Raw genomic sequence first — 23,398 nt, 5'->3', positions numbered from 1 at the left:
GAAACTAAAGCTTTATATCAATAAAATTTTCAGACGGCCTTGATTTACTTCAGGCCGTCTGAAAAAAACATTACGAAAAGGGAACAGATTGATGACGGAAAACGAGCGTTTTGCTTGGTTGCAACTGGCATTTACGCCCTATATCGGCGCAGAAAGTTTTTTGGTGCTGTTGCAGCAATTCGGTAGCGCACAAGCTGCCTTGAATGCGCCGGCAGATAGAATTGCCGCGTTGGTACGCCATAAACAGGCGGCCGAATCGTGGCGCAATGAGGACAAACGGGCTTTGGCGCAGCGGTCTGCTGAAGCAGCTTTACAATGGGAAACGCAGGACGGTTGCCGTTTGTTGCTGCTGCAAGATGATGATTTCCCCGAAATGCTGACACAAGGCATTACCGCGCCGCCGGTCTTGTTTTTACGCGGCAATGCAGAGCTGCTGCACACACCTTCTGCCGCGATTGTCGGCAGCCGCCATGCCACGCCGCAGGCAATGCGGATTGCCAAAGATTTCGGCAGGGCGTTGAGCAAAAAAGGCATTCCCGTCGTATCGGGTATGGCTTCGGGTATCGATACCGCCGCCCATCAGGGGGCATTGCAGGCAGATGGCGGCACCATTGCCGTCTGGGGAACCGGTATAGACCGCATTTATCCGCCGTCCAATAAAAACCTTGCTTATGAAATTGCCGAAAGGGGATTGATTGTCAGCGAGTTCCCTTTAGATACGCGTCCGTTTGCAGGCAACTTTCCGCGCCGCAACCGTTTGATTGCCGCATTGTCGCAGCTGACATTGGTGGTCGAGGCGGCATTGGAATCCGGCTCATTGATTACTGCCAAGCTGGCGGCGGAGATGGGGCGCGAAGTGATGGCGGTGCCCGGTTCGATAGACAATCCGCACAGCAAAGGCTGTCACAAGCTGATTAAAGACGGGGCAAAACTGGTGGAATGTCTGGACGATATTCTCCATGAGTGTCCGCAGCTATTGCAAAATACGCCTGTTCCATCATATTCTATAAATAAGACGGTAAAACTGAAAAACGATCGAACCAAACATCTGCAACAAAAAACAATAGCGGATGAACCGCCAAGGCCGTCTGAAAACCTACCTGCCGCCCCATCAACAAGCGCTTTATTGGAAGCAATGGGTTACGACCCGATACATCCCGATATTTTGGCACAACAAACCAATACGGCAGCGGCAGACGTGTACGCACAGCTTTTGGAATACGAACTTGACGGTATCGTCGCCGCCTTACCGGGCGGCCGTTATCAGCGTGTCAAAGCATAAATTATCTATATTTAAGGAACCAGCATGACCGAAGTCATTGCCTATTTAATCGAACACTTCCAAGATTTCGACAATTGTCCGCCTCCGGAGGATTTGGGTCGCCTCTTGGAAGATGCAGGTTTTGATGCTACGGAAATCGGCAATACATTGATGATGATGGAAGTCTTGTTCAATACGTCCGAATTCTATGCCGAGCCGTTTAACAGCGACTCCCTGCGCGTATTCTGCCGTGAAGAAGCTGAAAACCTGCCGCAGGAAGTCATGGGCTTGATGCAGTATTTGGTTGCCGAGCACGCAATTACTTATGAGCAACGCGAAATCGTCATTCACGCCCTGATGCATATTCCATCGGACGAAATCACCCTCGATACCGCCAAAGTGTTGGTATTGCTGGTGTTGTGGATGCACAAAAGCGAGTTGCCTGTCCTGATTGGCGACGACTTGATGAGTGCATTGACCGGACAAAACGTGATGCACTAAACCTTTTTTTCAGACGGCCTCAATAATAAAGGCCGTCTGAAACATAAACCCAATACATCCAAAAGAGAACAACAATGGCGAAAAACCTATTAATCGTCGAATCCCCGTCCAAAGCCAAAACCCTGAAAAAATATCTGGGCGGTGATTTTGAAATCTTGGCGTCTTACGGCCACGTCCGCGATTTGGTTCCGAAAAGCGGAGCAGTCGATCCCGACAATGGCTTTGCCATGAAATACCAACTGATCAGCCGCAACAGCAAACACGTCGATGCCATCGTCGCCGGTGCCAAAGAAGCCGAAAACATCTACCTCGCAACCGACCCGGATAGGGAAGGCGAAGCCATTTCTTGGCATCTTTTGGAAATCCTCAAATCCAAACGCGGCCTGAAAAACATCAAGCCGCAGCGTGTCGTGTTCCACGAAATCACCAAAAACGCCGTCCTCGATGCCGTTGCCCATCCGCGCGAAATCGAAATGGACTTGGTTGATGCGCAACAAGCCCGCCGCGCTTTGGACTATTTGGTCGGTTTCAACCTCTCGCCATTGTTATGGAAAAAAATCCGCCGCGGTTTGAGCGCGGGCCGTGTACAAAGCCCTGCTTTGCGCCTGATTTGTGAGCGCGAAAACGAAATCCGCGCGTTTGAAGCGCAGGAATATTGGACGGTACATCTCGACAGCCACAAAGGCCGCAGCAAGTTCACCGCTAAACTCGCCCAATACAACGGCGCGAAACTCGAACAATTCGACCTGCCGAACGAAACCGCGCAAGCCGACGTGTTGAAAGAACTCGAAGGCAAAGAGGCCGTCGTTACCGCCATCGAAAAGAAAAAGCGCAGCCGCAATCCTGCCGCGCCGTTCACCACTTCTACCATGCAGCAGGATGCCGTGCGTAAACTTGGTTTCACCACCGACCGCACCATGCGTACCGCCCAGCAGCTTTACGAAGGTATAGACGTAGGGCAGGGCGCCATCGGTCTGATTACCTATATGCGTACCGACAGCGTGAATTTGGCCGATGAAGCGTTAACCGAAATCCGCCATTACATCGAAAACAAAATCGGCAAAGAATATCTGCCAAGTTCGGCCAAGCAGTACAAAACCAAATCCAAAAACGCCCAAGAAGCCCACGAAGCGATCCGTCCGACTTCCGTGTACCGCACACCTGAAAGCGTCAAACCCTTCCTGAGCGCAGACCAGTTCAAACTCTATCAAATGATTTGGCAGCGCACCGTCGCCTGTCAGATGACGCCCGCCAAATTTGACCAAACCACCGTCGATATTACCGTCGGCAAGGGCGTATTCCGCGTAACCGGACAAGTACAAACCTTCGCAGGCTTCCTTAGCGTTTACGAAGAAAGCAGCGACGATGAAGAGAGCGAAGACAGCAAAAAACTGCCTGAAATGAGCGAAGGCGACAAATTGCCCGTGGACAAACTCTACGGCGAACAACACTTTACCACTCCGCCGCCACGTTACAACGAAGCCACGCTGGTTAAAGCCCTCGAGGAATACGGCATTGGCCGCCCCTCGACCTACGCCAGTATTATTTCCACGCTCAAAGACCGCGAATACGTTACCCTTGAGCAAAAACGCTTTATGCCCACCGACACAGGCGACATCGTCAATAAATTCCTGACCGAACACTTCGCCCAATACGTCGATTACCACTTTACTGCCAAACTTGAAGATCAGCTTGACGAAATTGCTAGCGGCAAACGCCAATGGATTCCCGTGATGGATAAATTCTGGAAGCCGTTCATCAAACAAGTAGAAGAAAAAGAGGGTATCGAACGCGCCAAATTTACCACGCAGGAACTCAACGAAACCTGCCCGAAATGCGGCGAACACAAGCTGCAAATCAAATTCGGTAAAATGGGTCGTTTCGTTGCCTGTGCCGGCTATCCCGAGTGCAGTTACACCCGCAACGTTAACGAAACCGCCGAAGAAGCCGCCGAGCGCATTGCCAAAGCGGAAGCCGAGCAAGCCGAACTTGACGGACGAGAATGCCCTAAATGCGGCGGTCGCCTAGTGTACAAATACAGCCGTACCGGCAGCAAATTCATCGGTTGCGCCAACTATCCGAAATGCAAACATGTCGAGCCGCTGGAAAAACCGAAAGACACCGGCGTCCAATGCCCACAATGCAAAAAAGGCAACCTCGTCGAGCGCAAATCCCGCTACGGCAAACTGTTTTACAGTTGCAGCACCTATCCCGACTGCAACTATGCCACTTGGAACCCGCCCGTCGCCGAAGAATGTCCGAACTGCCATTGGCCGGTACTGACCATCAAAACCACCAAACGCTGGGGTGTGGAAAAAGTCTGCCCGCAAAAAGAATGTGGCTGGAAAGAACAGATTGAACCGCCTGCGCCGAAAGAGTAATTGGTTAAAGCTTGGGTAGAAAAAGGCCGTCTGAAAAATGATTTTCAGACGGCTTTTTTGTATTGAAAGGATAGAGTGAAATACGGTTTGATGGCAGTTTCACTATATAATTGAGGCCGTCTGAAAACTCGGCATCTTTTACAAATCATGGCAAACAACAAACATTCCAAACACACCAATCAAGTACGCATCATTGGCGGACAATGCAGGGGACGAAAGTTAACATTTTTATCTGCAGACGGTCTGCGTCCGACACCTGACAGCGTGCGTGAAAAACTGTTTAATTGGTTGGGTCAGGATTTAACCGGCAAAACAGTATTGGATTTATTCAGCGGCAGTGGTGCTTTGGGAATGGAGGCTACTTCTCGTCATGCGGCAAAAGTGGTAATGGTCGATAACCACCGCCAAACTGTTCAAACGCTTCAGAAAAATATCCGTGAATTAGGTTTGAAACAAGTAGAAATCGTGTGTTCAGACGGCATGGCTTATCTGGCAATGCCGTCTGAAAAATTTGATGTCGTGTTTCTTGATCCGCCGTTTGCATGGGAAGATTGGCAAAATCTGTTTATCCGATTGCAAAGCCACTTGAAAAATGGGGCAATGGTCTATATTGAAGCAGGAAAGCTGCCTGAAAAACCGGATTGGCTGGAAATTTATCGGGAAGGAAAGGCGGGAATGAGTAGGTTTGAATTGTTGCTCTATTCGCAAGTTGCTGAATAGTATAGAATTTGAGAATCATTCCCAAGGTGTAAAACATTCTTTCAAACGGATTGTTCCGACGTCATTTGTGCTATAATCCGCGCCCAATCGGTTTTGATAATTTAAGAAAAAAGGAAATAGAAATGTCGCTCTTTATTACAGATGAGTGCATTAACTGCGATGTGTGCGAGCCGGAATGTCCTAATGATGCCATTTCGCAAGGTGAAGAAATTTACGAAATCAATCCAAATTTGTGTACGCAATGTGTAGGCCATTACGATGAGCCTCAGTGCCAACAGGTATGTCCTGTCGACTGTATCTTGATCGATGAAGAACATCCTGAAACGCACGAAGAACTGATGGCCAAGTACGAAAAAATCATTCAATTTAAGTAAATAATGTTTAAAAGCAAAAACTTGGATATTTTTAAAGAAATAAGTGAAAAAAAATCTTGACGGAAATCCGAGTTGCAAATAAACTAGCGTTCTCTTTTGGAGGGATTCCCGAGCGGTCAAAGGGGGCAGACTGTAAATCTGTTGCGTGAGCTTCGAAGGTTCGAATCCTTCTCCCTCCACCAAAAATTCTTACTTGGAGCAAATAGTGAGTATGCGGGTGTAGCTCAATGGTAGAGCAGAAGCCTTCCAAGCTTACGGTGAGGGTTCGATTCCCTTCACCCGCTCCAAACAATTTCGCCCATGTAGCTCAGGGGTAGAGCACTCCCTTGGTAAGGGAGAGGTCGGCAGTTCAAATCTGCCCATGGGCACCATCTCATTATTACCCTTTCTTTCAAAAGCTTAGATTATAGGATATTGCCATGGCTAAGGAAAAATTTGAACGTAGCAAACCGCACGTAAACGTTGGCACCATCGGTCACGTTGACCATGGTAAAACCACTCTGACTGCTGCTTTGACTACTATTTTGGCTAAAAAATTCGGTGGCGCTGCAAAAGCTTACGACCAAATCGACAACGCTCCTGAAGAAAAAGCTCGTGGTATTACCATTAATACCTCACACGTAGAATACGAAACTGAAACCCGTCACTACGCACACGTAGACTGCCCGGGCCACGCCGACTACGTTAAAAACATGATTACCGGTGCTGCCCAAATGGACGGCGCGATCTTGGTATGTTCCGCAGCTGATGGTCCTATGCCACAAACTCGCGAACACATCCTGCTGGCTCGCCAAGTAGGTGTACCTTACATCATCGTATTCATGAACAAATGCGACATGGTTGACGATGCCGAGTTGTTGGAACTGGTTGAAATGGAAATCCGTGACTTGTTGTCAAGCTACGACTTCCCAGGCGACGACTGCCCAATCGTACAAGGTTCCGCACTGAAAGCTTTGGAAGGTGACGCTGCTTACGAAGAAAAAATCTTCGAATTGGCTGCTGCTCTGGACAGCTACATCCCAACACCTGAGCGTGCTGTGGACAAACCTTTCTTGTTGCCTATCGAAGACGTATTCTCTATCTCCGGCCGTGGTACAGTAGTAACCGGTCGTGTAGAGCGTGGTATCATCCACGTTGGTGACGAGATCGAAATCGTAGGTCTGAAAGAAACCCAAAAAACTACTTGTACCGGCGTTGAAATGTTCCGCAAACTGCTGGACGAAGGTCAAGCAGGTGATAACGTAGGCGTATTGCTGCGTGGTACTAAACGTGAAGACGTAGAGCGTGGTCAAGTATTGGCTAAACCAGGTACTATCACTCCTCACACCAAGTTCAAAGCAGAAGTATACGTACTGAGCAAAGAAGAGGGTGGTCGTCACACTCCATTCTTCGCTAACTACCGTCCACAATTCTACTTCCGTACTACTGACGTAACTGGTGCAGTTACTTTGGAAGAAGGCGTAGAAATGGTAATGCCAGGTGAGAACGTGACCATTACTGTAGAACTGATTGCGCCAATCGCTATGGAAGAAGGTCTGCGCTTTGCGATTCGCGAAGGTGGTCGTACCGTAGGTGCGGGTGTGGTTTCTTCTGTAATCGCTTAAGTTTAGAGGCCAATAGCTCAATTGGTAGAGTATCGGTCTCCAAAACCGAGGGTTGGGGGTTCGAGACCCTCTTGGCCTGCCAAATAAAAAATTAACCGGCCTTGTGCCGGTTAATTTTTTTGTACTTAAGTTTTAAGATTATTTGGAATTAATTAATGGATCAATGCCACTATCTAAAATGAAGGCGGGTGGGGTATTGATAAGTGAGTAAAGATGACAGAACATCCGTCTGGACGCAAAGAAGACCATCAGAAAAAGGAAGTTGTGGTAAGTAATAAGCCGGCTCCTGAAAAGAAAGAAGGTCTGTTTGCATATTTTAAGAGCTCTTGGACTGAGTTTAAGAAGGTAGTTTGGCCGAGTCGTGATGAAGCGGTTAAAATGACTGTATTTGTGATTATCTTCGTTGCAGTTTTAGCAGCCTTCATTTATGCGGCAGATACAATTATTTCATGGTTGTTTTTTGATGTTTTATTAAATAGGAAAGGGTAAAGATGTCAAAGCGTTGGTATGTGGTACAGGCCTATTCCGGTTTCGAGAAAAATGTTCAAAAAACATTGAAAGAGCGTATTACTCGTGAAAACATGGAAGAATATTTCGGTCAGATTCTCGTTCCTGTAGAGGAAGTGGTAGACATCAAGAATGGCCGAAAAACCATCAGTGAGCGTAAATTCTATCCAGGCTATGTGCTGGTTGAAATGGAAATGACCGATGATTCATGGCATTTGGTTAAGAGTACCCCTCGAGTAAATGGCTTTGTAGGTGGTAGCGGAAATCGTCCAATCCCAATTTCTCAAAAAGATGCAGATGCTATTTTGCAACAAGCCAAAACAGGTGTTGAGAAGCCAAAACCAAAAGTTGAATTCGAAGTGGGTCAGCAGGTTCGTGTGAATGAAGGTCCATTTGCTGATTTCAATGGAATTGTTGATGAAGTTAACTACGAGCGTAATAGACTGCGTGTTTCAGTTCAAATTTTTGGTCGGGAAACACCGGTTGAATTAGAGTTCGGTCAGGTTGAAAAGATTTAAGTGGTTTAATTCGCTTGAAAATTTTTTTTTAAGCAGATATAATCGCAAATTCTGTTTGGGAAGCGGAATGGTTCCGCGTTATACCCGTTTTTAGGAGTCCTTAAGTGGCAAAGAAAATTATCGGCTACATCAAACTGCAAATTCCTGCAGGTAAAGCCAATCCATCTCCCCCAGTTGGTCCTGCTTTGGGTCAGCGTGGTTTGAACATCATGGAATTCTGTAAAGCATTTAATGCTGCAACCCAAGGTATGGAACCTGGTTTGCCAATTCCAGTCGTGATTACTGCATTTGCAGATAAATCATTTACATTTGTGATGAAAACTCCACCAGCTTCTATCTTGTTGAAAAAAGCTGCTGGTCTGCAAAAAGGTAGTTCTAATCCTCTGACTAACAAAGTGGGTAAATTGACCCGCGCTCAGTTGGAAGAAATTGCTAAAACTAAAGAGCCTGATTTGACTGCTGCTGACTTGGATGCGGCTGTTCGTACTATCGCAGGTTCTGCTCGCTCAATGGGCTTGGACGTGGAGGGTGTTGTATAATGGCTAAAGTATCTAAACGCTTGAAAGCTCTGCGCTCTTCTGTTGAAGCTAACAAACTGTACGCAATCGACGAAGCAATTGCTTTGGTTAAAAAAGCTGCTACTGCTAAATTTGACGAGTCTGTTGACGTATCTTTCAACCTGGGTGTTGATCCTCGTAAATCTGACCAAGTTATCCGTGGTTCAGTCGTTCTGCCTAAAGGTACCGGTAAAACAACTCGCGTAGCTGTATTTACTCAAGGTGCAAATGCAGATGCTGCTAAAGAAGCTGGTGCAGATATTGTCGGTTTTGAAGATCTGGCCGCTGAAATCAAAGCTGGTAACCTGAACTTTGACGTTGTTATTGCTTCTCCTGATGCAATGCGTATCGTTGGTCAATTGGGTACCATCTTAGGTCCTCGTGGTCTGATGCCAAACCCTAAAGTAGGTACTGTTACTCCTAATGTTGCTGAAGCAGTTAAAAATGCAAAAGCAGGTCAAGTACAATACCGTACAGATAAAGCCGGTATCGTTCATGCAACTATCGGTCGTGCTTCTTTCGCTGAAGCTGACTTGAAAGAAAACTTCAATGCGTTGCTGGATGCTATCGTTAAAGCCAAACCTGCTGCTGCTAAAGGTCAATACCTGAAAAAAGTTGCTGTATCCAGCACTATGGGTTTGGGTGTTCGCGTTGATACTGCAAGCGTGAACAACTAAGAAATTTTCAGGTGATCCGGTTTTCTGGATTGCCTGAATTTGGGCTACTTAAAATTAAGTAGATGTCCAAGACCGTAGGGATCGTAAGATTTAATCGTAACTGCCCTACGCAGACGGTAGTCCTGAAACACATTGCAAGATTGCTTGTAAGATGTCTTTTTAGGTTACCGCGCTGGTGGGATATCATTTCGGTATCCTGTTTATAAACAGTGGGAGGTAGACCTTGAGTCTCAATATTGAAACCAAGAAAGTGGCCGTAGAGGAAATTAGCGCAGCAATTGCTAACGCTCAAACTCTCGTAGTCGCTGAATATCGCGGTATCAGTGTTTCCAGCATGACTGAGCTTCGTGCAAATGCACGTAAAGAAGGCGTTTACTTGCGTGTTCTGAAAAATACTCTGGCTCGTCGCGCAGTAGAAGGTACTTCATTCGCAGATTTGGCCGATCAAATGGTTGGTCCATTGGTTTATGCTGCTTCTGAAGATGCTGTTGCTGCTGCTAAAGTGCTGCACCAATTCGCGAAAAAAGATGACAAAATTATCGTTAAAGCCGGTTCTTACAATGGCGAAGTAATGGATGCTGCTCAGGTTGCTGAGTTGGCCTCTATTCCAAGCCGCGAAGAGCTGTTGTCCAAACTGTTGTTCGTTATGCAAGCTCCCGTATCAGGCCTTGCACGTGGTTTGGCTGCTTTGGCAGAGAAAAAAGCTGGCGAAGAAGCCGCTTAATCGATTTTGTTTCATTTAATCAATTATTTTTTAATACAATATTTGGAGTATAAATAGCATGGCTATTACTAAAGAAGACATTTTGGAAGCCGTTGGTTCTTTGACCGTAATGGAATTGAACGACTTGGTTAAAGCTTTTGAAGAAAAATTTGGCGTTTCTGCTGCTGCAGTTGCAGTTGCAGGTCCTGCAGGTGCTGGTGCAGCTGCTGCTGAAGAGAAAACTGAATTTGACGTAGTATTGGCTTCTGCCGGTGATCAAAAAGTTGGCGTGATTAAAGTTGTCCGCGCTCTCACTGGCTTGGGTCTGAAAGAAGCTAAAGACATCGTTGACGGTGCACCTAAAACTCTGAAAGAAGGTGTTTCTAAAGCTGAAGCTGAAGACATCCAAAAACAACTGGAAGAAGCCGGCGCTAAAGTCGAAATCAAATAATTTGATGCTTCCTATGAAGGCTGGCAGTTTTCTGCCAGCCTTATTTTGCTTCTTAAAATAAGCATCAGACATTGTTTACATTTATTTGCATAGTCTTTATAAAATCATTGCAAATAAATGTAAATATCAGGTTGATGCATGCCGTTGTTTCAGACGGTCTATTATTTAAAATTGCTTTTCGGAGTGTATATGAGCTATTCGTTTACCGAGAAAAAACGTATCCGTAAGAGTTTTGCAAAGCGAGAGAATGTCTTAGATGTTCCTTTCCTGCTGGCAACCCAAATTGATTCTTATGCGAAATTTTTGCAGCTGGAAAATGCTTTTGACCAACGCACTGATGATGGTCTGCAAGCGGCATTTAATTCTATTTTCCCGATTGTGAGCCATAACGGTTATGCGCGTTTGGAGTTTGTGCATTACACATTGGGCGAGCCTTTGTTCGATATTCCTGAATGTCAATTGCGCGGCATTACTTATGCGGCTCCATTGCGTGCCCGTATCCGTTTGGTGATTTTGGATAAAGAAGCATCTAAGCCGACAGTAAAAGAAGTTCGTGAAAACGAAGTGTATATGGGCGAAATCCCATTGATGACGCCAAGCGGCTCTTTTGTCATCAATGGTACTGAGCGCGTGATTGTTTCCCAGCTGCATCGTTCTCCTGGCGTGTTCTTTGAGCATGACCGTGGTAAAACACATTCTTCCGGTAAGCTGTTGTTCTCTGCTCGTATTATTCCTTACCGTGGTTCATGGTTGGATTTCGAATTTGATCCAAAAGATTTGCTGTATTTCCGTATCGACCGTCGCCGTAAAATGCCGGTTACGATTTTGTTGAAAGCTTTGGGCTACAACAATGAACAAATCTTGGATATTTTCTACGATAAAGAAACTTTCTATTTGTCTTCAAACGGTGTTCAAACTGATCTGGTTGCAGGCCGTCTGAAAGGTGAAACTGCCAAAGTTGATATCTTGGATAAAGAAGGCAATGTACTGGTCGCCAAAGGTAAACGCATTACTGCGAAAAATATCCGTGATATTACCAATGCAGGCTTGACTCGTCTGGATGTAGAGCCAGAAAGCCTGTTGGGTAAAGCATTGGCTGCTGACCTGATTGATCCGGAAACCGGCGAAGTATTGGCTTCTGCTAACGATGAAATTACAGAAGAACTGTTGGCTAAGCTTGATATCCATGGTGTAAAAGAAATTACGACCCTTTATATCAATGAATTGGATCAAGGCGGTTACATCTCCAGCACTCTGCGTACAGATGAAACTGCTGATCAGCAAGCTGCACGCGTAGCGATTTACCGCATGATGCGTCCTGGCGAACCGCCTACCGAAGAAGCTGTTGAGCAGCTCTTCAACCGCTTGTTCTTCAGTGAAGACAGCTATGATTTGTCTCGCGTAGGCCGTATGAAATTCAATACGCGCACATACGAGCAAAAACTGTCTGAAGCACAACAAAATTCTTGGTATGGCCGTTTGCTGAACGAAACTTTGGCTGGTGCATCTGAAAAAGGTGGTTACGTTCTGAGCGTTGAAGACATCGTTGCTTCCATTGCTACATTGGTTGAACTGCGTAACGGTCATGGCGAAGTAGATGATATTGACCACTTGGGTAATCGTCGTGTTCGTTCTGTGGGTGAGTTGACTGAAAACCAATTCCGCAGCGGTTTGGCTCGTGTAGAACGTGCAGTTAAAGAGCGTTTGAACCAAGCAGAATCTGAGAACTTGATGCCGCATGACTTGATCAATGCGAAACCTGTTTCTGCTGCGATTAAAGAATTCTTCGGCTCCAGCCAATTGAGCCAATTTATGGATCAGACCAACCCATTGTCTGAAGTTACCCATAAACGCCGTGTATCTGCATTGGGCCCGGGCGGTTTGACTCGCGAACGTGCAGGCTTTGAGGTGCGAGACGTACATCCGACCCACTATGGCCGTGTATGTCCTATTGAAACACCTGAGGGTCCAAACATTGGTTTGATCAACTCATTATCCGTTTATGCGCGTACCAATGATTATGGTTTCTTGGAAACTCCTTACCGCCGTGTTGTCGATGGCAAAGTAACTGAAGAAATCGACTACTTGTCTGCTATCGAAGAAGGTCGTTATGTGATTGCACAGGCAAATGCCGATTTGGACAAAGATGGTAATTTGATTGGCGACTTGGTCACTTGTCGTGAAAAAGGCGAAACCATTATGGCAACGCCTGACCGCGTTCAATATATGGACGTGGCAACCGGTCAAGTGGTATCCGTTGCAGCATCTCTGATTCCATTCTTAGAACATGATGACGCGAACCGTGCATTGATGGGTGCCAACATGCAACGTCAGGCCGTACCGTGTCTGCACCCTGAAAAACCGATGGTTGGTACCGGTATCGAGCGCTCTGTTGCCGTTGACTCTGCAACTGCAATCGTTGCCCGCCGTGGTGGTGTGGTTGAGTATGTAGATGCCAACCGCGTTGTGGTTCGTGTTCATGATGATGAAGCGACTGCCGGTGAAGTGGGTGTCGATATTTACAACTTGGTTAAATTCACCCGTTCTAACCAATCTACCAACATCAACCAACGTCCGGCCGTAAAAGCAGGCGATGTGTTGCAACGTGGTGACTTGGTGGCCGACGGTGCATCTACCGACTTGGGCGAGTTGGCTTTGGGTCAAAACATGACCATCGCCTTCATGCCATGGAACGGTTACAACTACGAAGACTCGATTCTGATTTCAGAAAAAGTGGCTGCGGACGATCGTTATACTTCGATTCACATTGAAGAGTTGAACGTTGTTGCACGTGACACTAAATTGGGTGCAGAAGACATTACCCGCGATATTCCGAACTTGTCTGAGCGTATGCAAAACCGTTTGGATGAATCCGGTATCGTGTATATCGGTGCAGAAGTAGAAGCAGGTGACGTCTTGGTAGGTAAAGTAACACCTAAAGGCGAAACCCAACTGACTCCTGAAGAAAAATTGCTGCGTGCCATCTTCGGTGAAAAAGCGTCTGACGTAAAAGATACTTCATTGCGTATGCCTACCGGCATGAGCGGTACCGTTATCGACGTTCAAGTCTTTACTCGTGAAGGTATCCAACGCGACAAACGTGCTCAATCCATTATTGATTCTGAATTGAAACGTTACCGTCAAGATTTGGGCGATCAATTGCGTATTTTCGATAATGACGCATTCGACCGTATCGAACGTATGATTGTGGGTCAAAAAGCCAATGGTGGTCCGATGAAGCTGGCTAAAGGCAGCGAAATTACTACCGAATATTTGGCAAGCCTGTCCAGCAAACATGATTGGTTTGACATCCGTCTGGCTGACGAAGACTTGGCCAAACAGTTGGAACTGATTAAATTGAGCCTGCAACAAAAACGCGAAGAAGCGGATGAGTTGTATGAGATCAAGAAGAAAAAACTGACCCAAGGCGACGAGCTGCAACCGGGCGTACAAAAAATGGTGAAAGTATTTATCGCCATCAAACGCCGTCTGCAAGCTGGTGACAAAATGGCGGGTCGCCACGGTAACAAAGGTGTGGTATCACGCATTCTGCCGGTGGAAGACATGCCTTACATGGCTGACGGCCGTCCGGTAGACATCGTACTGAACCCGTTGGGCGTACCTTCCCGTATGAACATTGGCCAGATTTTGGAAGTTCACTTGGGTTGGGCGGCAAAAGGTATCGGTGAACGCATCGACCGTATGCTGAAAGAGCAACGCAAAGCCAGCGAGCTGCGTGAATTCTTGAACAAACTCTACAACGGTAGCGGTAAGAAAGAAGATCTGGACAGCCTGACAGATGAAGAAATCATCGAATTGGCTTCTAACCTGCGCAAAGGCGCATCTTTCGCCTCTCCTGTATTCGACGGTGCGAAAGAGTCTGAAATCCGCGAAATGTTGAACTTGGCTTACCCAAGCGAAGATCCTGAGGTTGAGAAACTGGGCTTCAATGACAGTAAAACTCAAATCACGCTGTATGACGGCCGTTCAGGCGAAGCATTTGACCGCAAGGTTACAGTTGGTGTGATGCACTATCTGAAACTGCACCACTTGGTTGACGAAAAAATGCATGCCCGTTCTACCGGTCCATACAGTCTGGTTACCCAGCAACCTCTGGGCGGTAAAGCTCAGTTCGGTGGCCAACGTTTCGGTGAGATGGAGGTTTGGGCATTGGAAGCATACGGCGCGGCATACACGCTGCAAGAGATGCTGACCGTGAAGTCTGACGACGTGAACGGCCGTACCAAAATGTACGAGAACATCGTCAAAGGCGAACACAAAATCGATGCCGGTATGCCTGAATCCTTCAACGTATTGGTTAAAGAGATTCGCTCACTGGGCTTGGATATCGATTTGGAACGCTACTAAACAGAAGTTTTCAGACGGCCTTTTAAGGTCGTCTGAAAAAGCGGTTTCAGAATAAGAATGAAGCAATCGGCATTTAGGCCGTCTGAAATCAAAAGTACCGTTTCCCAATATCGAAAATCCGCCATGCGGTAAAAATACTTCCTTCAAGGAGCAAAAATGAATTTGTTGAACTTATTTAATCCGTTGCAAACTGTCGGCATGGAAGAAGAGTTTGATGCCATCAAAATCGGTATTGCCTCTCCCGAAACCATCCGCTCATGGTCTTATGGCGAAGTTAAAAAACCTGAAACCATCAACTACCGTACGTTCAAACCAGAGCGAGATGGTTTGTTCTGCGCCAAAATTTTTGGCCCGGTCAAAGACTATGAATGTTTGTGCGGTAAATACAAACGCTTGAAATTTAAAGGCGTAACCTGTGAAAAATGTGGCGTAGAAGTGACCCTGTCTAAAGTACGCCGCGAACGCATGGGCCACATTGAATTAGCTGCACCTGTTGCCCACATTTGGTTCTTGAAATCCCTGCCTTCCCGCTTGGGTATGGTATTGGACATGACTTTGCGCGATATCGAACGCGTATTGTACTTTGAAGCATTTGTGGTAACCGATCCCGGTATGACTCCGTTGCAACGTCGTCAATTGCTGACTGAAGACGATTACTACAACAAACTGGACGAATACGGCGACGACTTTGATGCCAAAATGGGTGCAGAAGGTATTCGTGAATTGTTGCGCACCTTGGATATTACCGGCGAGATCGAAATTTTGCGTCAAGAGCTGGAATCTACCGGTTCTGATACCAAAATCAAAAAAATTGCCAAGCGTTTGAAAGTGTTGGAAGCCTTCCATCGTTCCGGTATGAAGTTGGAATGGATGATTATGGACGTGCTGCCGGTATTGCCGCCTGATTTGCGTCCGTTGGTTCCATTGGATGGAGGTCGTTTTGCCACTTCCGATTTGAACGATTTGTACCGCCGCGTTATCAACCGTAACAACCGTCTGAAACGTCTGTTGGAACTGCATGCGCCTGACATCATCGTTCGTAACGAAAAACGTATGTTGCAAGAAGCAGTTGACTCTCTGTTGGATAACGGCCGTCGCGGTAAAGCCATGACCGGCGCCAACAAACGTCCGCTGAAATCATTGGCTGACATGATTAAAGGTAAAGGCGGCCGCTTCCGTCAAAACCTGCTGGGTAAACGTGTGGACTACTCTGGTCGTTCCGTGATTACCGTAGGTCCATACCTGCGTCTGCACCAATGTGGTCTGCCGAAAAAAATGGCGTTGGAACTGTTCAAACCATTCATTTTCCACAAATTGGAAAAACAAGGTTTGGCGTCTACCGTTAAAGCTGCGAAAAAATTGGTAGAACAAGAAGTACCTGAAGTATGGGATATCTTGGAAGAAGTGATCCGCGAACATCCGATTATGCTGAACCGTGCGCCAACCCTGCACCGTTTGGGTATTCAAGCGTTCGAACCTATCCTGATTGAAGGTAAAGCGATTCAGTTGCACCCATTGGTGTGTGCCGCATTTAACGCCGACTTTGACGGTGACCAAATGGCTGTACACGTTCCACTGAGCTTGGAAGCACAAATGGAAGCACGTACGCTGATGCTGGCTTCAAACAACGTATTGTCTCCAGCCAACGGCGAACCAATCATCGTACCTTCTCAAGATATCGTATTGGGTCTGTACTACATGACCCGTGACCGTATCAATGCCAAAGGCGAAGGAAGCCTGTTTGCCGATGTGAAAGAAGTGCATCGTGCATACCATACCAAACAGGTTGAACTGGGTACGAAAATTACCGTACGTCTGCGTGAATGGGTGAAAAACGAAGCAGGTGAGTTTGAGCCTGTCGTTAACCGTTACGAAACGACTGTCGGCCGTGCATTGTTGAGCGAAATCTTGCCTAAAGGCCTGCCGTTCGAGTACATCAACAAAGCGCTGAAGAAAAAAGAAATTTCTAAACTGATTAATGCATCATTCCGTCTGTGCGGCCTACGTGACACAGTTATTTTCGCCGACCACTTGATGTACACCGGTTTCGGTTTTGCAGCTAAAGGCGGTATTTCCATTGCGGTTGACGATATGGAAATTCCGAAAGAAAAAGCAGCTTTGCTGGCCGAGGCTAATGCCGAAGTTAAAGAAATCGAAGATCAATACCGTCAAGGTTTGGTAACCAACGGTGAACGTTACAACAAAGTGGTCGATATTTGGGGTCGTGCCGGCGATAAGATCGCTAAAGCGATGATGGACAACCTGTCCAAACAAAAAGTCATCGACCGTGACGGCAACGAAGTTGATCAAGAGTCCTTCAACTCTATTTACATGATGGCCGACTCTGGTGCCCGTGGTTCTGCAGCTCAGATTAAACAGTTGTCCGGTATGCGTGGTTTGATGGCAAAACCTGACGGCTCGATTATTGAAACGCCTATTACCTCTAACTTCCGCGAAGGCCTGACCGTATTGCAATACTTTATTGCGACCCACGGTGCGCGTAAGGGTTTGGCGGATACCGCGTTGAAAACTGCAAACTCCGGTTACTTGACCCGTCGTTTGGTAGACGTAACCCAAGACTTGGTGGTTGTTGAAGACGATTGCGGTACTTCAGACGGCTTTGTCATGAAAGCAGTAGTACAAGGCGGTGACGTAATTGAAGCGTTGCGCGATCGTATTTTAGGCCGTGTTACAGCATCAGATGTTGTTGATCCTTCAACAGGAGAAACATTGGTTGAGGCAGGTACATTGCTGACTGAGAAATTAGTCGATATCATTGACCAATCTGGTGTTGACGAGGTTAAAGTCCGTACGCCAATTACTTGTAAAACCCGTCATGGTTTGTGTGCACACTGTTATGGCCGCGACTTGGCGCGCGGTAAACTGGTTAACGCTGGTGAAGCTGTAGGTGTGATTGCTGCACAATCCATTGGTGAGCCAGGTACTCAGCTGACCATGCGTACGTTCCACATTGGTGGTGCGGCATCTCGTGCGGCGGCAGCCAGCCAAGTAGAAGCTAAATCCAATGGTACAGCACGTTTCAGCAGTCAAATGCGTTATGTTGCCAACAACAAAGGCGAGTTGGTTGTCATTGGCCGTTCTTGTGAAGTAGTGATTCACGACGATATCGGTCGCGAACGTGAACGTCACAAAGTACCTTACGGTGCAATCCTGCTGGTACAAGACGGCGAAGCCATTAAAGCTGGTCAAACCTTGGCAACTTGGGATCCGCATACCCGTCCGATGATCACCGAACATGCAGGTATGGTGAAATTCGAAAACGTGGAAGAGGGTGTTACCGTTGCGAAACAGACCGACGATGTAACTGGTTTGTCTACTTTGGTAGTGATTGACGGCAAACGTCGTTCCTCTAGTGCTTCTAAACTGTTGCGTCCGACTGTCAAACTGTTGGATGAAAATGGTCTGGAAATTTGCATTCCTGGTACGACTACCCCAGTTTCTATGGCATTCCCGGTCGGTGCGGTGATTACCATTCGTGAAGGTCAGGAAGTCGGTAAGGGTGATGTGTTGGCGCGTATTCCACAAGCGTCTTCTAAAACCCGCGATATTACCGGTGGTCTGCCACGCGTAGCCGAATTGTTTGAAGCACGCGTGCCGAAAGATGCAGGTATGTTGGCTGAAATTACCGGTACCGTTTCCTTCGGTAAAGAAACCAAAGGTAAACAGCGCCTGATTATTACCGACGTAGACGGTGTAGCATACGAAACCCTGATTTCTAAAGAGAAACAGATTCTGGTACACGATGGTCAAGTGGTAAACCGCGGTGAAACCATCGTAGACGGTGCCGTAGATCCACACGACATTCTGCGTCTGCAAGGTATCGAAGCATTGGCTCGCTACATTGTTCAAGAGGTACAAGAGGTTTACCGCCTGCAAGGTGTGAAGATTTCCGATAAACACATCGAAGTCATCATCCGTCAAATGCTGCGTCGAGTGAACATTGTCGATTCCGGTGATACAGAGTTCATTACCGGCGAACAAGTTGAGCGTGGCGATGTGATGCTTGCCAATGAAAAAGCCATGGCTGAAGACAAAGAGCTGGCACGTTACGAAAATGTGTTGCTGGGTATTACCAAAGCTTCCTTGTCTACAGACAGCTTCATTTCTGCGGCATCGTTCCAAGAAACAACCCGCGTCTTGACAGAGGCCGCTATTATGGGCAAACAAGACGAGCTGCGCGGTTTGAAAGAGAACGTGATTGTCGGTCGTTTGATTCCTGCCGGTACAGGTTTGACCTACCACCGCAGCCGTCACCAACAATGGCAGCAAGCCGATCAAGAAACTTCTGAAACCGAAGCTTCAGACGAATAATCCCTCGGGATTGTTGTGAAAATAAAACCGCAAGCCAGTCTTGCGGTTTTATTTTTTAGAGGACTTAAAAGAGGGTAGAGTTTAAGGCCGTCTGAATAAATAAGGAAAGCAATGGAGAAAATAAGTAGAGAACCAAATTGCGGACTTATTTAAAATGACAAAGGCCGTCTGAATGTTTCAGACGGCCTTTGTTTCTAAAATTTAGGCATAAATTGGAAAACACCAAACTTTATCAGTCATTTGCTTGACTAAACCCTTGCAATAAAAATATAATTCCAATCTTGTCGACATGGTGTCGGCAAGTATTTAACTCAACAGGACGAGAAAATATGCCAACTATTAACCAATTGGTACGCAAAGGCCGTCAAAAGCCTGTGTACGTAAACAAAGTGCCTGCACTGGAAGCTTGCCCGCAAAAACGTGGCGTGTGCACCCGTGTATACACAACTACCCCTAAAAAACCTAACTCTGCATTGCGTAAAGTATGTAAAGTTCGCCTGACCAACGGTTTTGAAGTAATTTCATACATCGGTGGTGAAGGCCACAACCTGCAAGAGCACAGCGTCGTATTGATTCGCGGCGGTCGTGTAAAAGACTTGCCAGGTGTACGTTACCACACTGTACGCGGTTCTTTGGATACTGCAGGTGTTAAAGACCGTAAACAAGCCCGTTCTAAATACGGTGCTAAGCGTCCTAAATAATTATCGGGACTCAAATAGGCACGTCGGCCGCCTAAGCTGAACAACGGCCGAGTAAGTGAATACTCAATTGGGTATTCATGGGAATTGCCCCAACTGAATAGATTAAAGGAAATTAAAATGCCAAGACGTAGAGAAGTCCCTAAGCGCGACGTACTGCCAGATCCTAAATTCGGCAGCGTTGAGCTGACTAAATTCATGAACGTATTGATGATTGACGGTAAAAAATCTGTTGCAGAACGTATCGTTTACGGTGCGCTGGAACAAATTGAGAAAAAAACCGGCAAAGTAGCAATCGAAGTATTTAACGAAGCCATTGCAAACGCCAAACCTATCGTGGAAGTGAAAAGCCGCCGTGTAGGTGGTGCAAACTACCAAGTTCCTGTTGAAGTTCGTCCTTCACGTCGTCTGGCTTTGGCAATGCGCTGGGTTCGCGACGCGGCCCGTAAACGTGGTGAGAAATCTATGGACCTGCGTTTGGCAGGCGAATTGATTGATGCGGCTGAAGGTCGTGGCGGTGCGTTGAAAAAACGTGAAGAAGTACACCGCATGGCTGAAGCTAACAAAGCATTCTCTCACTTCCGTTTCTAATATCGAAAGGCTAACAAAATGGCTCGTAAGACCCCTATCAGCCTGTATCGCAATATCGGTATTTCTGCCCATATTGACGCGGGTAAAACAACCACAACAGAACGTATTTTGTTCTATACAGGTTTGACTCATAAATTGGGCGAAGTGCATGACGGCGCGGCTACTACCGACTACATGGAACAAGAGCAAGAGCGTGGTATTACCATTACTTCTGCTGCTGTGACTTCTTATTGGTCCGGTATGGCGAAACAGTTCCCTGAGCACCGTTTCAACATCATCGACACCCCGGGACACGTTGACTTTACCGTAGAGGTAGAGCGTTCTATGCGTGTATTGGACGGCGCAGTAATGGTTTACTGTGCAGTAGGCGGTGTTCAACCTCAATCTGAAACCGTATGGCGTCAAGCTAATAAATACCAAGTACCTCGCTTGGCATTTGTAAACAAAATGGACCGTCAAGGTGCCAACTTCTTCCGCGTTGTTGAGCAAATGAAAACCCGTTTGCGCGCAAACCCAGTACCTATCGTGATTCCGGTTGGTGCGGAAGACAGCTTCAGCGGTGTTGTTGACCTGTTGAAAATGAAATCCATTATTTGGAATGAAGCCGATAAAGGTACAACCTTTACCTATGGCGATATTCCTGCTGAATTGGTTGAGACTGCTGAAGAATGGCGTCAAAACATGATTGAAGCTGCAGCAGAAGCCAGCGAAGAATTGATGGATAAATACTTGGGCGGTGATGAGCTGACTGAAGAAGAAATCGTAGGCGCATTGCGTCAACGTACTTTGGCTGGTGAAATTCAACCAATGTTGTGCGGTTCAGCATTTAAAAACAAAGGTGTTCAACGTATGTTGGATGCAGTTGTAGAATTGCTGCCTGCTCCTACCGACATTCCTCCAGTTCAAGGTGTTAACCCTAACACTGAAGAAGCCGACAGCCGTCAAGCCAGCGATGAAGAGAAATTCTCTGCATTGGCGTTCAAAATGTTGAACGATAAATACGTTGGTCAGTTGACTTTCATCCGCGTTTACTCTGGTGTTGTGAAATCCGGTGATACCGTATTGAACTCAGTAAAAGGTACTCGCGAACGTATCGGTCGTCTGGTGCAAATGACTGCTGCAGACCGTACTGAAATTGAAGAAGTACGCGCTGGTGATATTGCAGCTGCGATCGGTCTTAAAGACGTTACCACTGGTGAAACCCTGTGTGCTGAAAGCGCACCAATCATCTTGGAACGCATGGAATTCCCTGAGCCGGTAATTCACATTGCTGTTGAACCAAAAACCAAAGCCGACCAAGAGAAAATGGGTATCGCCCTGAACCGTCTGGCGAAAGAAGACCCTTCTTTCCGCGTTCGTACAGACGAAGAATCCGGTCAAACCATTATTTCCGGTATGGGTGAATTGCACTTGGAAATTATTGTTGATCGTATGAAACGCGAATTCGGTGTGGAAGCTAACATTGGTGCGCCTCAAGTTGCATACCGTGAAACTATCCGCAAAGAAGTTGAAGCTGAATACAAACACGCTAAACAATCCGGTGGTAAAGGTCAATACGGTCACGTTGTGATCAAAATGGAACCTATGGAGCCGGGTGGTGCAGGTTACGAATTTATCGACGAAATTAAAGGTGGTGTGATTCCTCGCGAATTCATTCCGTCTGTCGATAAAGGTATCCGCGATACCCTGCCTAACGGTATCGTTGCAGGTTACCCAGTAGTTGACGTACGCGTACGTTTGATCTTCGGTTCTTCACACGACGTTGACTCCTCTCAACTGGCGTTCGAATTGGCTGCTTCTCAAGCCTTTAAAGAAGGTATGCGTAAAGCCAATCCTGCTCTGCTTGAGCCAATCATGGCAGTTGAAGTGGAAACCCCTGAAGAATACATGGGTGACGTAATGGGCGACTTGAACCGTCGTCGTGGCGTTGTATTGGGTATGGATGATGACGGTATCGGCGGTAAAAAAGTCCGTGCCGAAGTACCTCTGGCAGAAATGTTCGGTTACTCAACCGACCTGCGTTCTGCAACCCAAGGTCGCGCTACTTACTCCATGGAGTTCAAAAAATACGCTGAAGCTCCTGCTCACGTAGCTGCTGCTGTAACTGAAGCCCGCAAAGGCTAATCAGAAAAGACCGTCTGAAACTGAAAATAAATTTTCAGACGGCCATTGTTCTTTAATCGATCTTTATATGTAAAGGAATTAGCTCATGGCTAAGGAAAAATTTGAACGTAGCAAACCGCACGTAAACGTTGGCACCATCGGTCACGTTGACCATGGTAAAACCACTCTGACTGCTGCTTTGACTACTATTTTGGCTAAAAAATTCGGTGGCGCTGCAAAAGCTTACGACCAAATCGACAACGCTCCTGAAGAAAAAGCTCGTGGTATTACCATTAATACCTCACACGTAGAATACGAAACTGAAACCCGTCACTACGCACACGTAGACTGCCCGGGCCACGCCGACTACGTTAAAAACATGATTACCGGTGCTGCCCAAATGGACGGCGCGATCTTGGTATGTTCTGCCGCTGACGGTCCTATGCCTCAAACTCGCGAACACATCCTGTTGGCTCGCCAAGTAGGTGTACCTTACATCATCGTATTCATGAACAAATGCGACATGGTTGACGATGCCGAGCTGTTGGAACTGGTTGAAATGGAAATCCGTGACTTGTTGTCAAGCTACGACTTCCCTGGCGACGACTGCCCAATCGTACAAGGTTCTGCACTGAAAGCTTTGGAAGGTGATGCTGCTTACGAAGAAAAAATCTTCGAATTGGCTGCTGCCTTGGACAGCTACATCCCAACACCTGAGCGTGCTGTGGACAAACCTTTCTTGTTGCCTATCGAAGACGTATTCTCTATCTCCGGCCGTGGTACAGTAGTAACCGGTCGTGTAGAGCGCGGTATCATCCACGTTGGTGACGAGATCGAAATCGTAGGTTTGAAAGAAACCCAAAAAACCACTTGCACCGGCGTTGAAATGTTCCGCAAACTGCTGGACGAAGGTCAAGCGGGTGACAACGTAGGCGTATTGCTGCGTGGTACTAAACGTGAAGACGTAGAGCGTGGTCAAGTATTGGCTAAACCAGGTACTATCACTCCTCACACCAAGTTCAAAGCAGAAGTATACGTACTGAGCAAAGAAG

General features: G+C 46.8%; 17 protein-coding genes, 4 tRNA genes and 2 pseudogenes. All 23 read left to right on the top strand.

The features are described 5' to 3' along the window. Nucleotides 1-91: 91 nt before the first annotated feature. Nucleotides 92-1,022: pseudogene (gene dprA, locus ACTHTJ_RS09475) on the top strand (DNA-processing protein DprA); the annotation flags it as partial. 104 nt (nt 1,023-1,126) lie between these two features. Beyond that, nucleotides 1,127-1,282, top strand: a pseudogene (locus ACTHTJ_RS09470) (DNA-processing protein DprA); the annotation flags it as partial. Between the two features lie 24 nt (nt 1,283-1,306). After that, nucleotides 1,307-1,762 carry a DUF494 family protein gene (locus ACTHTJ_RS09465; RefSeq protein WP_003749244.1) on the top strand — a complete coding sequence of 152 codons (456 nt, stop codon included), beginning with the start codon at nt 1,307-1,309 and terminating at the stop codon, nt 1,760-1,762. Between the two features lie 74 nt (nt 1,763-1,836). Further along, nucleotides 1,837-4,143: a type I DNA topoisomerase gene (gene topA / locus ACTHTJ_RS09460; protein WP_070583291.1), complete on the top strand. Its 2,307-nt coding sequence runs from the start codon at nt 1,837-1,839 to the stop codon at nt 4,141-4,143. A 147-nt stretch (nt 4,144-4,290) separates the two neighbouring features. Beyond that, a complete protein-coding gene (gene rsmD, locus ACTHTJ_RS09455; RefSeq protein ID WP_070583293.1) occupies nt 4,291-4,863 on the top strand; it encodes a 16S rRNA (guanine(966)-N(2))-methyltransferase RsmD in 573 nt (190 codons plus the stop codon). A 122-nt stretch (nt 4,864-4,985) separates the two neighbouring features. Next, nucleotides 4,986-5,237 carry a YfhL family 4Fe-4S dicluster ferredoxin gene (locus ACTHTJ_RS09450; protein ID WP_003679513.1) on the top strand — a complete coding sequence of 84 codons (252 nt, stop codon included), beginning with the start codon at nt 4,986-4,988 and terminating at the stop codon, nt 5,235-5,237. Nucleotides 5,238-5,335: 98 nt separating this feature from the next. Continuing rightward, nucleotides 5,336-5,419, top strand: a tRNA-Tyr gene (locus ACTHTJ_RS09445). 31 nt (nt 5,420-5,450) lie between these two features. After that, a tRNA-Gly gene (locus ACTHTJ_RS09440) sits at nt 5,451-5,524 on the top strand. 9 nt (nt 5,525-5,533) lie between these two features. After that, nucleotides 5,534-5,608, top strand: a tRNA-Thr gene (locus tag ACTHTJ_RS09435). A 48-nt stretch (nt 5,609-5,656) separates the two neighbouring features. After that, complete coding sequence (tuf, locus tag ACTHTJ_RS09430; RefSeq protein WP_002215366.1) at nt 5,657-6,841, top strand: elongation factor Tu; 1,185 nt, start codon at nt 5,657-5,659, stop codon at nt 6,839-6,841. Between the two features lie 6 nt (nt 6,842-6,847). Then, a tRNA-Trp gene (locus ACTHTJ_RS09425) sits at nt 6,848-6,923 on the top strand. A gap of 131 nt (nt 6,924-7,054) precedes the next feature. Further along, on the top strand, nt 7,055-7,330 hold the full coding sequence (gene secE, locus ACTHTJ_RS09420) for a preprotein translocase subunit SecE (protein WP_003680696.1): 276 nt from the start codon (nt 7,055-7,057) through the stop codon (nt 7,328-7,330). 2 nt (nt 7,331-7,332) lie between these two features. Next, on the top strand, nt 7,333-7,866 hold the full coding sequence (nusG, locus tag ACTHTJ_RS09415) for a transcription termination/antitermination protein NusG (protein ID WP_070461118.1): 534 nt from the start codon (nt 7,333-7,335) through the stop codon (nt 7,864-7,866). A 104-nt stretch (nt 7,867-7,970) separates the two neighbouring features. After that, complete coding sequence (gene rplK / locus ACTHTJ_RS09410; protein ID WP_002220151.1) at nt 7,971-8,405, top strand: 50S ribosomal protein L11; 435 nt, start codon at nt 7,971-7,973, stop codon at nt 8,403-8,405. Next, on the top strand, nt 8,405-9,100 hold the full coding sequence (rplA, locus tag ACTHTJ_RS09405; RefSeq protein WP_003677918.1) for a 50S ribosomal protein L1: 696 nt from the start codon (nt 8,405-8,407) through the stop codon (nt 9,098-9,100). Before rplK ends, rplA begins: the two co-directional genes overlap by 1 nt. Nucleotides 9,101-9,323: 223 nt before the next feature. Beyond that, entirely contained in the window at nt 9,324-9,824 is a 501-nt protein-coding gene (gene rplJ, locus ACTHTJ_RS09400; RefSeq protein ID WP_070461120.1) for a 50S ribosomal protein L10, read from the top strand. A gap of 58 nt (nt 9,825-9,882) precedes the next feature. Then, a complete protein-coding gene (gene rplL / locus ACTHTJ_RS09395) occupies nt 9,883-10,254 on the top strand; it encodes a 50S ribosomal protein L7/L12 (RefSeq protein ID WP_070583257.1) in 372 nt (123 codons plus the stop codon). Nucleotides 10,255-10,443: 189 nt separating this feature from the next. After that, nucleotides 10,444-14,622: a DNA-directed RNA polymerase subunit beta gene (rpoB, locus tag ACTHTJ_RS09390; protein WP_070583259.1), complete on the top strand. Its 4,179-nt coding sequence runs from the start codon at nt 10,444-10,446 to the stop codon at nt 14,620-14,622. Nucleotides 14,623-14,778: 156 nt separating this feature from the next. Continuing rightward, nucleotides 14,779-18,954 carry a DNA-directed RNA polymerase subunit beta' gene (rpoC, locus tag ACTHTJ_RS09385; RefSeq protein ID WP_070583261.1) on the top strand — a complete coding sequence of 1,392 codons (4,176 nt, stop codon included), beginning with the start codon at nt 14,779-14,781 and terminating at the stop codon, nt 18,952-18,954. A 329-nt stretch (nt 18,955-19,283) separates the two neighbouring features. Then, nucleotides 19,284-19,655 (top strand): 30S ribosomal protein S12, encoded by a 372-nt coding sequence (gene rpsL / locus ACTHTJ_RS09380; protein WP_002218431.1) that lies wholly within the window; start codon nt 19,284-19,286, stop codon nt 19,653-19,655. 117 nt (nt 19,656-19,772) lie between these two features. After that, entirely contained in the window at nt 19,773-20,243 is a 471-nt protein-coding gene (gene rpsG, locus ACTHTJ_RS09375) for a 30S ribosomal protein S7 (protein WP_002240962.1), read from the top strand. Nucleotides 20,244-20,261: 18 nt separating this feature from the next. Next, entirely contained in the window at nt 20,262-22,367 is a 2,106-nt protein-coding gene (gene fusA, locus ACTHTJ_RS09370) for an elongation factor G (RefSeq protein WP_036491326.1), read from the top strand. An 85-nt stretch (nt 22,368-22,452) separates the two neighbouring features. Beyond that, nucleotides 22,453-23,398 (top strand): elongation factor Tu (gene tuf, locus ACTHTJ_RS09365; RefSeq protein WP_050178826.1); only part of this gene is annotated, 946 nt, incomplete at its 3' end.

The sequence above is a fragment of the Neisseria sp. P0018.S001 genome, assembly GCF_051957355.1.
GTDB lineage: Bacteria > Pseudomonadota > Gammaproteobacteria > Burkholderiales > Neisseriaceae > Neisseria > Neisseria subflava_A.
This window is presented reverse-complemented; position numbering and strand designations above follow the sequence as displayed.